The organism is Ruegeria sp. CDSA089, from assembly GCF_059612205.1.
In genome coordinates this window covers 40738-53674 of sequence record NZ_JBXWQD010000002.1, presented here as the reverse complement: position 1 = coordinate 53674, position 12937 = coordinate 40738, and the positions used below count along the sequence as shown (strand labels likewise).

General features: G+C 59.0%; 11 protein-coding genes. 4 read left to right on the top strand and 7 right to left on the bottom strand.

The window, feature by feature from the left end; all coding sequences use genetic code 11:
* Positions 1 to 10 precede the first annotated feature (10 nt).
* The 3 genes from atpA to AC2FJ6_RS05825 all read right to left on the bottom strand — a co-directional run bounded on the left by atpA (position 11) and on the right by AC2FJ6_RS05825 (position 3158).
* Positions 11 to 1549, bottom strand: coding sequence for a F0F1 ATP synthase subunit alpha (gene atpA, locus AC2FJ6_RS05835; RefSeq protein WP_170352321.1), 1539 nt, complete (start codon positions 1547 to 1549; stop codon positions 11 to 13).
* Positions 1550 to 2110: a F0F1 ATP synthase subunit delta gene (locus AC2FJ6_RS05830; RefSeq protein WP_170352320.1), complete on the bottom strand. Its 561-nt coding sequence runs from the start codon at positions 2108 to 2110 to the stop codon at positions 1550 to 1552.
* 313 nt (positions 2111 to 2423) lie between these two features.
* Entirely contained in the window at positions 2424 to 3158 is a 735-nt protein-coding gene (locus AC2FJ6_RS05825) for a class I SAM-dependent methyltransferase (protein WP_170768995.1), read from the bottom strand.
* 62 nt (positions 3159 to 3220) lie between these two features.
* Between AC2FJ6_RS05825 and gloB the strand changes: the two genes are divergently transcribed.
* The 3 genes from gloB to AC2FJ6_RS05810 all read left to right on the top strand — a co-directional run bounded on the left by gloB (position 3221) and on the right by AC2FJ6_RS05810 (position 7534).
* Positions 3221 to 3988: a hydroxyacylglutathione hydrolase gene (gloB, locus tag AC2FJ6_RS05820; RefSeq protein WP_170768994.1), complete on the top strand. Its 768-nt coding sequence runs from the start codon at positions 3221 to 3223 to the stop codon at positions 3986 to 3988.
* Positions 3989 to 4163: 175 nt separating this feature from the next.
* A complete protein-coding gene (gene clpA, locus AC2FJ6_RS05815; RefSeq protein WP_170768993.1) occupies positions 4164 to 6488 on the top strand; it encodes an ATP-dependent Clp protease ATP-binding subunit ClpA in 2325 nt (774 codons plus the stop codon).
* 158 nt (positions 6489 to 6646) lie between these two features.
* Positions 6647 to 7534, top strand: coding sequence for a YHYH protein (locus AC2FJ6_RS05810; protein ID WP_170768992.1), 888 nt, complete (start codon positions 6647 to 6649; stop codon positions 7532 to 7534).
* 19 nt (positions 7535 to 7553) lie between these two features.
* On the opposite strand, the gene AC2FJ6_RS05805 is transcribed toward AC2FJ6_RS05810, so the two are convergent.
* From AC2FJ6_RS05805 to AC2FJ6_RS05795, 3 genes are all read right to left on the bottom strand, one after another.
* Positions 7554 to 9275, bottom strand: coding sequence for a peptidoglycan -binding protein (locus AC2FJ6_RS05805; protein ID WP_170768991.1), 1722 nt, complete (start codon positions 9273 to 9275; stop codon positions 7554 to 7556).
* A gap of 3 nt (positions 9276 to 9278) precedes the next feature.
* Complete coding sequence (locus AC2FJ6_RS05800; protein WP_170768990.1) at positions 9279 to 10460, bottom strand: biopolymer transporter ExbB; 1182 nt, start codon at positions 10458 to 10460, stop codon at positions 9279 to 9281.
* 70 nt (positions 10461 to 10530) lie between these two features.
* A complete protein-coding gene (locus tag AC2FJ6_RS05795) occupies positions 10531 to 11061 on the bottom strand; it encodes a gamma-glutamylcyclotransferase (RefSeq protein ID WP_170768989.1) in 531 nt (176 codons plus the stop codon).
* 67 nt (positions 11062 to 11128) lie between these two features.
* Here AC2FJ6_RS05795 and AC2FJ6_RS05790 point away from each other — a divergent pair, with 67 nt between their 5' ends.
* Positions 11129 to 12130, top strand: coding sequence for a DUF2125 domain-containing protein (locus AC2FJ6_RS05790; RefSeq protein WP_496668648.1), 1002 nt, complete (start codon positions 11129 to 11131; stop codon positions 12128 to 12130).
* On the opposite strand, the gene AC2FJ6_RS05785 is transcribed toward AC2FJ6_RS05790, so the two are convergent.
* Positions 12127 to 12936, bottom strand: a complete 810-nt coding sequence (locus tag AC2FJ6_RS05785; RefSeq protein ID WP_480875652.1) for an extensin-like domain-containing protein — start codon at positions 12934 to 12936, stop codon at positions 12127 to 12129. The genes AC2FJ6_RS05790 and AC2FJ6_RS05785 overlap by 4 nt on opposite strands.
* Position 12937: the final 1 nt, after the last annotated feature.

Sequence of the window (12937 nt, the reverse complement as noted above, 5' to 3'; positions counted from 1 at the left end):
GAACCCCCCGTTACGCGAAGGTCGCGGCGTATTCGTCGATCGCTGCCTTGATCTTGTCGGACGCGTCACCTTTGATCTTGGGATCTTCGTCTGTCAGCCATTTCAGCAGGTCGGCGTGCTTGCCGCGCAGGTGCGCCAGCAGACCGGCCTCATAGCGGCCAACGTCCGAGACGTCGATCTTATCGAGGTAACCGTTGGTGCCCGCGAAGATGACGCAGACGATTTCCGCGTTGGTCAGCGGCGAGTACTGCGGCTGTTTCATCAGCTCGGTCAGGCGCGCACCACGGTTCAGCAGCTGCTGGGTCGCGGCGTCGAGGTCCGAACCGAACTGCGCAAACGCAGCCATTTCGCGGTACTGAGCCAGCTCCAGTTTTACCGGTCCAGCGACCGATTTCATCGCGTTGGTTTGGGCCGACGAGCCCACACGCGAAACCGACAGACCGGTGTTCACAGCAGGACGGATGCCCTGGTAGAACAGTTCGGTTTCCAGGAAGATCTGACCGTCGGTGATCGAGATCACGTTGGTCGGAATAAACGCCGAAACGTCGCCACCTTGGGTTTCAATAACCGGCAGAGCGGTCAGCGAGCCTGCGCCGAAATCTTCGTTCAGCTTCGCCGAACGCTCCAGCAGACGGGAGTGGAGGTAGAAAACGTCACCAGGGTAGGCTTCACGTCCGGGCGGACGACGCAGCAGCAGGGACATCTGACGATAGGACACAGCCTGCTTCGACAGGTCATCATAGATGATCAGCGCGTGGCGGCCGTTGTCGCGGAAGTATTCGGCCATCGCGGTCGCCGAGTACGGCGCCAGGAACTGCATCGGCGCCGGGTCAGACGCGGTTGCGGCCACAACGATCGAGTACTCAATCGCGCCGGATTCTTCCAGCTTCTTCACCAGCTGTGCCACGGTCGAACGCTTCTGCCCAACAGCCACGTAGATGCAGTACAGTTTCTTCGACTCGTCGTCGCCTGCTGCGTCGTTGTAGACTTTCTGGTTCAGGATGGTGTCCAGAGCAACGGCGGTTTTACCGGTCTGACGGTCACCAATGATCAGCTCACGCTGGCCACGGCCGATCGGGATCATCGCGTCAACCGATTTCAGGCCGGTTGCCATCGGCTCGTGCACCGATTTACGCGGGATGATGCCAGGGGCTTTGACGTCTGCAACGCCACGCTTGGAAGCGTTGATGGGGCCTTTGCCGTCCAGCGGGTTGCCCAGACCGTCAACAACGCGGCCCAGCAGTTCGTCACCGATCGGAACGTCCACGATCGAGTTGGTGCGCTTGACTGTGTCACCTTCTTTGATGTCACGGTCGGAACCGAAGATAACGACACCGACGTTGTCGCTTTCCAGGTTCAGCGCCATGCCCATGATGCCACCGGGGAATTCGACCATCTCACCGGCTTGTACGTTGTCCAGGCCGTATACACGGGCAATCCCGTCACCGACGCTCAGCACGCGGCCGATCTCGGCCACTTCGGCTTCCTGACCAAAATTCTTGATCTGGTCCTTCAGGATTGCAGAAATCTCTGCAGCTTGGATTCCCATTTATCCGACCTCTTTCATTGCATTCTGTAGGGAGTTCAGCTTCGAACGGATCGAGCTATCGATCATTTTCGAGCCCACTTTAACGACAAGACCGCCGATGAGGCTTTCATCCACGGTCGCATTGATTGTCACGGTCTTGCCCACACGCTCGGACAGCGTCTTGGACAGTTTTTCCATCTGTGTCTTGGTCAGCGCTTTGGCCGAGGCAACATCGGCAGTCACTTCGCCACGCTCTTCGGCCAGCATGTCGCGCAGAACCTGCACCAGCTGCGGTACGACAAACAGGCGGCGTTTTTGTGCCATCAGGCCCAGCGTGTTGCGCAGGATGGCGTTCAGGCCCATTTTGTCGGCGATTGCGGTAATGGCGCCTTCCTGTTCGGCGCGCGAAACCAGAGGCGAAGCGATCAGGTTACGCAGTTCGGCGCTGTCGCCCAATGCTGCTGCCAGATCGTTAATTCCGGTCTCCAGACCTGCGAGGTCTTTATTCTCTTTCGCGATCTCGAAGATCGCGGTGGCATAGCGCTCGGCGATGCCTGTGGAAATCGAAGCTGGTTCGGACACGTCCACCCTTCCGATATTTGAGGCCCCGATTTCGGGTAGCGGCCGCTACCTTGGGGCGTGAGGAAACCCCGTCCTTTTAGGGCGGGGATCAAAATCACCGGGGATGTAGCAGAGCCGAACCCAGCTAGCAACATATTATCACGGGGGTGACTTTATCCACAAAGTGTTTGATTTCAAATATTTACACAGGGTGCGACCCTTTTGTCCGGCTGCAAGGGGCGAAAAATGTTACGAAAGTGTAGGTTTTTGCGATTCCTGAGGCGTTTTTGCCGCGTTTTCCCGCTTTGACGTGGCGTAAAAAAGCAGGCAAGAGTTAGGCGGGCTTCAACAGACCGTCTAGTGCCTTGATCGGACGACGGACAGGATCCTTGGTGACGCTGCCGCTTGGGGGTCGAATATGCTTTGTTGCTTCGACCATCAGAACGCCTCCAGCCATGACGGTGGGTATCCGCTGGCCCGTCTTTTCGATCAGATTGCCCGACTTGAGCCAGAACCGCCGGAACGAGGGAGGCAAATACAATGCCGAGCAATGGCTTTCCGGTTCAAAATGATGCGCCCGAAGCTGGTTTTCTAGCTGCGATGCTGAATACGGACGTCCAAAGCCAAACGGCGTCCGATCCGTCCGTGACCACAATCCCGCGCGGTTGGGCACAATAAAGAACGCGCGCCCACCGGGGCCCAGAACCCGCCAGCATTCATTTAACAGTTCGCTTGGCCGCTGCGAGGTCTCAAGCCCGTGCATCACCACCAGCTTGTCCACGTGCCCGGTCTCTATCGGCCACATCGTCTCTTCCGTCAGGACCGAGACATTGGGCATCCCCGCGGGCCACGGCATAACGCCTTGCGGCCCAGGCATCAGCCCAATCACCCGCCGGGCATCTGCCAGGTAAGGGCGCAGCAAGGGTACGGCAAAGCCAAACCCGGCGACTGTCTGGCCTTTGGCTTCGGGCCATTGTTCGATCAACCGGCCCCGGATCGCCGCCTGCGCCGCACGCCCCAATGTGCTGCGGTAGTAGAAATTCCTCAGATCCTGCACATCAAGATGCATTGCGGACACCCGGTCAATCGGCTTAGCTTCGGCGCAGTCTAGCAACGAAAGGGCAAAAGGCCATGCCTCTTGAAATCGTCACCATTCCATGTCTCAGCGATAACTACGCTTTTCTGGCGCATGACGCCGCAAGCGGCAACACCGCTTTGATCGACGCGCCCGAAGCAGGACCCATTCTGGCCGAGCTGGACCGGCGCGGCTGGACGCTCAGCCACGTGTTGTTGACTCATCACCACTATGACCATGTGGACGGCTTGCCGGCCATTCTGGAAAAGCACACCGCCAAAGTGATCGGGGCCGCTGCCGACGCGCACCGCTTGCCACCATTGGATCAACAAGTCAGCGATGGCGATACGTTTGAACTGGGCGGAGAGCAAGTTCAGGTGTTGGATGTCTCAGGCCATACGGTCGGACATATCGCGTTTTACATGCCCCAAAGTGCTGCCGTTTTTACCGCAGACAGCCTGATGGCCCTCGGCTGCGGGCGTCTGTTCGAAGGCACAGCGCCTCAAATGTGGGCCTCCCTGTCGAAATTGGCCGCCCTGCCCGACGATACTATAGTGTGTTCAGGTCACGAATATACACAATCGAACGCCAAGTTTGCCCTGACGGTCGATCCGGACAATGCTGCGCTGCAAGACCGCGCTGCCGATATCGACCGCGCGCGGGCAGCGAATGAACCAACGGTGCCCTCGACATTGGCATTGGAAAACGCAACAAATCCTTTCCTGCGCGCCGCAGATCCGGCGATTCAAGCGCATCTGGGCATGGCGGGCGCGGATCCGGCGGCTGTATTTGCGGAAATCCGGGCTAGAAAAGACCGCTTTTGATGCCTATTTCCCCAACTTCACAGCCACGGTCACAATAAATGTGACTGTCAAGTGAAAGAAAACCCTTGAAGCCGGGCCATGATCAACCAAACTCTAATAGTATGAGGACATGGTTGGGATGGGGATCCGGCCGAAAGCCCGCGCCCCTTCCGACCCAAGACAGAGGAGCACCCGCGTGCCTTCATTCTCGAGCACTTTAGAACAAGCCATTCACGCGGCCCTTGCGGCAGCGAACGAACGGCGACACGAATTCGCCACGCTGGAGCATCTGCTTTTGGCGCTGCTGGAAGAACCGGATGCGATCCGCGTCATGAAAGCCTGCAGCGTTGATCTTGAGGACTTGCGTAGCACTCTGGTCGAATTCATTGACGAAGATTTATCCAACCTCGTCACCGACATTGACGGGTCAGAAGCCGTGCCAACAGCCGCTTTCCAGCGCGTGATCCAGCGCGCCGCGATCCACGTGCAAAGCTCTGGCCGGACTGAGGTGACGGGCGCCAATGTTCTGGTCGCCATCTTCGCGGAACGTGAAAGCAACGCAGCCTATTTCCTGCAGGAACAGGACATGACACGCTATGACGCGGTGAATTTCATCGCTCACGGCGTCGCTAAAGACCCTGCTTACGGCGAAAACCGCTCAGTTTCGGGCGCGGATCAGGTTGAAGAGGAACCGCAGTCTGGCACGGGCGAAGGCGAGCAAAAAGAAAGCGCTCTTGGAAAGTACTGTGTCGATCTAAACACCAAATCCCGCGCGGGTGACGTTGATCCGCTGATTGGGCGCTCGGACGAGGTTGAACGCTGTATCCAGGTGCTTTGCCGCCGCCGCAAGAACAATCCGTTGCTGGTTGGCGATCCGGGCGTGGGCAAAACGGCTATTGCCGAAGGTCTTGCGCACAAAATCGTCGCGGGCGAAGCCCCCGATGTGCTGTCCGAGACAACGATTTATTCGCTGGATATGGGCGCGCTGCTGGCCGGTACGCGCTATCGCGGTGATTTCGAGGAACGGCTGAAGGCGGTCGTGACCGAGTTGGAAGAGCATCCCGATGCGGTGCTGTTCATTGACGAAATTCACACGGTCATCGGCGCAGGCGCCACTTCGGGCGGCGCAATGGATGCGTCGAACCTGCTGAAACCAGCCTTACAGGGCGGTAAACTGCGCACGATGGGTTCGACCACCTACAAAGAGTTCCGGCAGCATTTCGAAAAGGACCGCGCGCTCAGCCGCCGGTTCCAGAAGATCGACGTGAATGAGCCTTCGGTCGAGGACAGCGTGAAAATTCTGCGCGGCCTTAAACCGTATTTTGAAGAGCATCACGCGATCAAATACACTGCGGACGCGATCAAAACGGCGGTGGAACTGTCGGCGCGCTACATCAATGACCGCAAGCTGCCTGACAAGGCCATCGACGTGATTGACGAAGCCGGCGCAGCTCAGCATTTGGTCGCGGAAAGCAAGCGTCGCAAAACCATTGGCGTGAAAGAGATCGAGGCCGTGGTGGCCAAGATTGCCCGCATCCCGCCCAAGAATGTCACCAAGGACGATGCCGAGGTTCTGAAAGACCTTGAGACCGCGTTGAAACGGGTGGTGTTCGGTCAGGACGACGCCATTGTCGCGCTTTCCAGCGCGATCAAACTGGCGCGGGCTGGCCTGCGTGAGCCTGAAAAGCCCATCGGCAATTACCTGTTCGCAGGTCCGACCGGTGTGGGCAAAACCGAAGTGGCGAAACAGCTGGCCGATACGCTGGGTGTTGAACTGCTGCGCTTTGACATGTCGGAATACATGGAGAAGCACGCGGTCTCACGCTTGATCGGTGCACCTCCGGGTTATGTTGGGTTCGATCAGGGCGGTCTGTTGACCGACGGCGTTGACCAGCATCCCCATTGCGTATTGCTACTGGACGAGATCGAGAAGGCGCACCCGGATGTGTTCAACATCCTGTTGCAGGTGATGGACCATGGTGAGCTGACCGATCACAATGGTCGCACGGTGAATTTCCGCAACGTGGTGCTGATTATGACCTCGAACGCCGGTGCACAGGAACAGGCGAAGGCGGCAATCGGCTTTGGCCGTGATCGCCGCGAAGGCGAAGATACGGCTGCGATTGAACGGACCTTCACACCGGAATTCCGCAATCGTCTGGACGCTGTGATTTCCTTCGCACCGCTGCCGAAAGAGGTCATCCTGCAAGTGGTCGAGAAATTCGTCCTGCAGCTGGAAGCACAGTTGATGGACCGCAATGTGACATTTGACCTGACACCCAAAGCCGCCGAATGGCTGGCGGACAAGGGGTATGATGACAAGATGGGCGCACGCCCTCTGGGCCGGGTGATCCAGGAACACATCAAGAAGCCTCTGGCTGAAGAGCTATTGTTCGGTAAGTTGGCCAAGGGTGGTGTGGTTCGCGTTTCGGTTAAGAAAGGCGATCTGAACCTGGAAATTCTGGGCCCCGATCAGCCCCGCATTCCGGGCGACAAGCCGCCGCTGCTAACAGCAGACTGATTGCACAAGCGTTTAGAAACATTGATCGCCCGGTTGCACCTGCATCCGGGCGATTTTGTATCAACGCCAGACGATTGCGCGCCCGTGGGCGCGTTTTTCGACGGAACGACTTCTCGCGCACGTTTCACAATCACCGTTGAAGCGAATTAGAGAGTCGAATGCTTAAACCCGCCGTCCTTTGGGGCTCTTCCTTAACCTTTGCCGTGATCGCCACAATAATGACCGCACAACACAGGTTTCGCTATCATGATGAAACGACAACGCGGCCACTAATTCTGCAACCGGCCACGATTGATCCGGGGGTCAGTTACGTTGATCTCACCGAAGCCAAAAATCGCGTAAGCGTTTCCGCAAATGGGATACCGGACCATCTGGTCGGTCGCTTTCCAAACCGAGGCAACCCGCACAGCCTTTCCGAGCAACGAGTCAATCTCAGCGTACCCGCGCATCCAAAACCAAGTCGCACGCCTAAGCCTCTGGAGCTGGGTTGGAATTTCGGCGTGTCGATAGACGGTGTGGTGTTTGATCCGCTGGCGGTAGAATACTGGAATGGAGATCCAAGATCGGGTTGGTCATACAACGCGCTTGGCGGCGCAATTTCGCTGGGACTTGACGAAAACCACGCCCATGTTCAGCCCGGCGGAAAGTACCACTATCACGGTATCCCGACCGGCTTGATCGAACTATTGAAATACACGCCGACCCGACATTCGCCTCTGGTCGGATATGCCGCAGATGGTTTCCCGATCTATGCGATGACTGGTATTGAGGATGGGAACGTGACGCAAATGACCTCATCCTGCCAACTGAAGAACGGCAATCGACGCGGAGGCAGCGCGCCAGACGGAAAGTTTGATGGCACCTTCAATGAGGACTATGTTTACCGCGCTGGAACCGGAAATCTGGACGAATGCAACGGAGGCTTCACGGTCTCACCCGAATATCCGTATGGAACATACGCCTATTTCCTAACTGAAAACTACCCGGTCATCCCACGGTGTTTCACTGGTACGCCAGACGACAGCTATCGCTTTGGGCGTCGCTGAGCACAAGGCAAAGCGCTGGTTATCGTTCCGTCAGCTTCAGCTCGATGCGCCGGTTCTGGGCCCGTGCTTCGGGTGTGTCGGCCGGATTGACGGGCTGGAACTCTCCAAAGCCGTTTGCCGCAAGCCGGCTGGGCGGAATACCCAGCGCCTCGACCATATACAGAACCACCGACAGGGCGCGACCCTGGCTCAGTTCCCAGTTGTCGCGATAGCGCCCCGACCCCGCGAGGGGGACATTGTCCGTGTGGCCGTCGACACGAATGACCCAGTTCAGCCCTTCGGGGATTTCAGCGGCCACGCTGCGTAGGATGTTGGCCACTTTGGCGACCTCGAGCTGTCCTTCGGGCGACAGCACGGCCGAGCCGGTGTCAAACAGAACCTCGGACGAAAAGACGAACCGATCCCCTTCGATCCGCACCCCGTCTTGATCCCCCAGAACATCGCGCAATCTGCCGAAGAATTCAGAACGATAGCGCTGCAAATCCTCTGCCTGCGCGGCCAGTTCTTCATTCTGGCCTGACAGAGCTTCGGCTTCAGCCTCCAGACGGGCGCGCTCGGCCTCTTCCAGCAGGCGGCGGCGGCGTTCTTCCGAGGCCGCGCGGGCCAAAGCGGCATTCAGATCCTGCCCCAGCGTTTGGATGCGGATATCGGCGGCGGCGTTGCGCTCTTCATAATCGTCCAACAGCGCCTGCAACCCGCCCAATTGCTGACGCAGCGCAGCGAGTTGCTGATTCAACAAGGCGGTTTGACGCTGCGCCTGCTCGGATATCTCTTTTTCGGTCGAAATCGCATCGCGGGCCACGGCCAACAGGGCAGCGCGCTCCTCGGCCAATGTGCGTTGTTCCTGTGCATCCGTCTGTGCCTGAGTTTGCGCGGCAAGGGCAGCCTGCAACTGCGCCTCAAGCTCTTCGGTATTTAGCTCTCCAAATTGACGCTCAAGCTCGGCACGCGCGGCTTGGGCGGCAGCCAAAAGGGTCAGCGTTTCTTCCGCCTCTTTGCGCTGCGCTTCCAACGCCAGTGTCATCGCAGTCAGCTCGGCATCGGCGTTCTGCAATCGGTCGCGCAGGTTCTCTGCCGCTGCCGCTTCGGCCAGACGGGCTGCCTCTTCGGCACTGAGTTGATCTTCAAGTTCCGTGATCAGCGCCGCCTGGGCAGTTTCGCTTTGCTCCAGATCGGCAACCAGAGCTTCCAGCGCTTCGCGGCGGGCCGCAGCCAACCGGGCGGCCTCGGCCTGTGCATCAATCTCGGCGCGACTTTGGGCCAGCGCAAGATTCAAAGCATCCTGTTTCGACAGCAACTGATCCTGTTGGTCCTGTAGCCCCTGCCGTTCCGCCTCAAGCGAGGCAATGACATCTTGCGCGCGATCCTGATCGGCCAGCAATGCCGCAACCTGCGCCTCAAACCCCGTGATCCGCGATTGCGCCTCCGAAAGGCTATCTTCGGCCTGAGCCAACTCGTCTTCGGTTTCAGACAAGGTCGCGTTCAGCGCCCCAAGCCGCGCTTCAAGTCGGCTGTTTTCGCGTTCTTCCAGCCCCAGCGCACCGGCCAACGCGGCAACTTCGTCAGACAGTGCTGTCAGCTCGTCTTCCTGCCCCGAAATCGTTTCCCGCAGGACGAACTGAACCACCATGAAGATCGTCAGAACGAAGGTCAAAACCATCAAAAGCCCGGTTATCGCATCCACGAAGCCGGGCCAGACCGAGCCCTGAAACCGTTGACCTGTGCGACGGGACAGGGCCATCTTTTATTCTCCGCCCGGCGTCGTGCGCACAGCACCGCGCGGCAATGTCAGGGCCTTGACCAGCAGCTCGATATCCTTGCGCATCTCGCTCATGCTTTCCTGGCGACCGGCCGAGATTTCTTCGAGGATGCGCAACAATTGCACATCCATCGACCGCAGGCGCATCCGGCTTTCGGCGTCGATCCCGTCGCCGGTGCCCTGTTCGCGCATGTGATCCAGCAGGGCATCCTGTCCCAGCGCCACGCGTTCCAGCGCGGCGGTGACGCCTTCGTTGTCGGATTGGCGCAGGTTCATATCGGTGATCACGTCCACCAACTGACCCAGCTTGGCGGACAGCTCGGCCCGATCCCCCTCCTGTGCCGAGAACAGGTCCTGCAAGGCGTCCATCTGTTCTGACATCGTATCCAACACCGGGGACAGTACGGCCAGTTCTGCGCTGCTGCCTTCATCACCCAGCGCAAAGCCGACCCGTGTGATCGAGGACAGCCATTCCTCCATCTCGCGGTAGAACCGGTTCTGACCATGGCCCGCAAACAGCTCCAGCAAGCCGACTATCAACGACCCGGCCAGACCCAGCAACGAGGACCCAAAGGCCACGCCCATGCCCTGCAACTGCGCCTCAAGCCCAACCATCAAGCGATTGAACACGGCCAGCCCCTCTTCGCCCTCTTGCGGGTTGAGGCTGCGGATCGTGTCGACAATGGCCGGGACCGTGGTGGCGAGGCCGAAGAATGTACCCAGAAGGCCTAAGTAAATCAGGACGTTGGTGATATATCGCGTGATCTCACGCTCTTCCTCGATCCGCTCGGCCACCGAGTCCAGAATGGACCTGGTTGAACTGGAACTGATCTGAGACCGCGCGCCACGTTCACGCAGCAACGAGGCCAGCGGCGCCAGCAATTGCGGGGTGCGCGCATCTTCGCGGACGACGCCACCGACAAAAGCTTCGATCCAGCGGACCGAGCCGATTAACTGTGTTACCTGAAGAAAACAGGCCAGAACACCGATCGCAAAGACCAGCAGGATAAACCCATTGAGATACGGGTTGGCATAGAAGACCGGCAAGACATAGGGCAGCGCCATAAACACGCCCGCCCCCGCCAGACCTATAGCGATCAGCATCGTTACGATCTGACGAATGGGTTGCGAGAAATGCGGTCTCGCGCCCTGATGTGCCTGCGCCATGCGCGTGGTTCCCGGTTCTTACCTGCTCTGACAGTGAATCTAGCGAAAATCCGCCGGTGACGCCAAGGGTTTATGCGGTAATGCTACGCACCCGTTGCGCCAACCACTCAAGATCAGGGTCGCGCAGGCCAATCTCGGCCAGATGTTCGGCGGTGTTATAGAGGTATTCGGTGTTCGGCCCGCGCCCGCCCACGGCGTGGGCGATGATCTGAGCCTGTTCCTCAAGAGGCATTCCACCGCAATATTGCACGTGGTCTTTTTCGATCACATAGGTGACAGCCTCGACCGTTTCGCCGCTTTCCAGATGCACGTCCAGCATCTTCTCAACATAGGCTGACGAGATCAGCTCACGCTCGCGCAGCTCGTGCAGGGTGCGGTCCTCGTGACCGGGCTCGACCGACAGGGCCAGACCCTTGCATTGGGCGCTGTCCTGTTCGTCCAAAGCCAGCACAAGGCCGGGATGATCCTCGGTCCCGCGATGGTGGATCGAGCTCATGCAGAAGGATCGGGCATATCCGTGCAACGTCGCACGCGCGCTGCGGGCAACGGGAAACCCCGGATTCCACAACAGCGATCCATATCCGAATACCCACATTGTCATAGCACTGGTCCTTGCCCGTTTGCGCCTATAAACATCAATTCAGGTACGGGAAAAAGGGCGAACTGCCATGCGCGGGCTGATACGGCTAGTCATTGTCATAACTGTGATCTGGAGCGCATATTGGTTTGTCGCCGGATTTGGCCTGCGCAATGCCATAACCACATGGTTCGACGGACAACAGGACAGGGGCTGGCAGGCTGAGTATTCGCAGGTCGCCACCGCAGGGTATCCGTTCAACCATGTCACCCGTCTGGACAATCCCGCGCTGGCCGATCCGGTCAACGGCACCGCCTGGAGCGCGGATTGGATCGAATTCCAAAGCCCCGCCATCTGGCCCGGCCAGCAAATGCTGCGATTTGCCGACACGCCGCAGCGGTTATCGTATTTCGACCAAACCTCGACCATCACGGCGGCGGATTTGGTGGCAGAGTTGCAACTGCAACCCGGTATTGCGCTGGTGCTTGAGAAGATGGCGCTGACTTCCGGGTCGTGGTCAATCGCTGACGACGGAGAAGCGCAAGCGGCGGGCGAGACGCTGCAGCTGATCATGGCGCAGACAGCAAGCCCTGAGACCTATGCCATCAGCGCCCGGATTGACGGTTTCACCCCCGGTGACGACTTGCGCGAGCTCATGCGCTCGGCCACCACTCTGCCGCAATCCTTTGAGACGCTCGAACTGGACATGACGACCGTGTTCGACAAGCCATGGGACCGGTCCGCGCTGGAACAGGGTCGCCCGCAACCCACCAGAATTGATCTGCGGCTGGCCGAGATGAAATGGGGGGCCCTTCGTCTTTTTGCTGCCGGAGAGCTGGACGTGGACGCGCAAGGCATCCCCACCGGAGAGATCGCCATAAAAGCCGAGAACTGGCGAGATATGATCGCCATGGCCAACGCGGCAGGCGCATTGCCTGATCAGGCCGTGGACCCGGTGACGCGCGCGCTGAACTTCATGGCCGGACTGGGCGGCAACCCCAATGCGTTGGATTTGCAGTTGAATTTCCGAGACGGCTTCGTTGCGGTCGGCCCCCTGCCCCTTGGCCCAGCCCCGCGGCTAATTCTACGTTAACGGCAATACGGACCCCGTCTGTGGCGTGCCGTATCCAGATGGAAATGATCCCGGTGATAGCGGTCCGAGTTTGGCCCCAACACCGTACCAAACGGCCCGCACGCGCCGCGCCAGATTTTGGTCAGTTGTTTCTTCGACGGGTTCTTGCGCCAGCCGTTTAGAACCGTCACCAGCTCTCCGTCCGCCATTCGAAAACCCGAGATATCTATTGCGCGCCCCTTGCCATGCTCGGATATCCGCGCGCCTTTCTGATTGTTTCGTGTTCTGCAGGCATAGTGGGCGGCGACTTGTAATTCGACCACCGGACCGCGGCGTTTGAAGGTTGGCTTGACCGATTTATCGACCCATTTGTTCAGCGCAATGGCAGTTCCGCAATCCATCGTAGACGGGCGGCTGAGTTTGACACCGGCGACCGAAGTAATCTGCACCGCGTCCTGGATCCCGCAGGCCTTGATCTTGCCCGGAACCTGCCCCACCGGTTTGCCTTGAATGTCGATATCCCCGCAGACCGAACCCTTGCGCAGCTTGCGTTTCTTGAACAGCGCCTCCTGTTCCAGAGCTTTCGGGCGCAGATAAGGCATCAGGGATGTGTCCGGCCCCAGGAACGGCAGCGCTGTCGGGCGCGCAGCGACGGCCAGAACCTGTGCTGAAACAGGACGCAACACGGGGCGAAGCTTTGTGGGGCCAACAACCTGCTCGACCGATGGCCGCGCCACGGGAATCAATGACTGTTCCGGCGCTGCCTGCGCTGTTGAAGCCAAGGCCCCAACAAGCGCAAAAGCAATGCTCCGCCGGATCACCCTCATG

Coding starts and splice junctions, on each gene's coding strand:
- atpA (WP_170352321.1), bottom strand. CDS start 1,549: ATGGGAATCCAAGCTGCAGAGATTTCTGCAATCCTGAAGGACCAGATC.
- AC2FJ6_RS05825 (WP_170768995.1), bottom strand. CDS start 3,158: ATGCATCTTGATGTGCAGGATCTGAGGAATTTCTACTACCGCAGCACA.
- gloB (WP_170768994.1), top strand. CDS start 3,221: ATGCCTCTTGAAATCGTCACCATTCCATGTCTCAGCGATAACTACGCT.
- AC2FJ6_RS05810 (WP_170768992.1), top strand. CDS start 6,647: ATGCTTAAACCCGCCGTCCTTTGGGGCTCTTCCTTAACCTTTGCCGTG.
- AC2FJ6_RS05805 (WP_170768991.1), bottom strand. CDS start 9,275: ATGGCCCTGTCCCGTCGCACAGGTCAACGGTTTCAGGGCTCGGTCTGG.
- AC2FJ6_RS05800 (WP_170768990.1), bottom strand. CDS start 10,460: ATGGCGCAGGCACATCAGGGCGCGAGACCGCATTTCTCGCAACCCATT.
- AC2FJ6_RS05795 (WP_170768989.1), bottom strand. CDS start 11,061: ATGACAATGTGGGTATTCGGATATGGATCGCTGTTGTGGAATCCGGGG.
- AC2FJ6_RS05790 (WP_496668648.1), top strand. CDS start 11,129: ATGCGCGGGCTGATACGGCTAGTCATTGTCATAACTGTGATCTGGAGC.
- AC2FJ6_RS05785 (WP_480875652.1), bottom strand. CDS start 12,936: ATGAGGGTGATCCGGCGGAGCATTGCTTTTGCGCTTGTTGGGGCCTTG.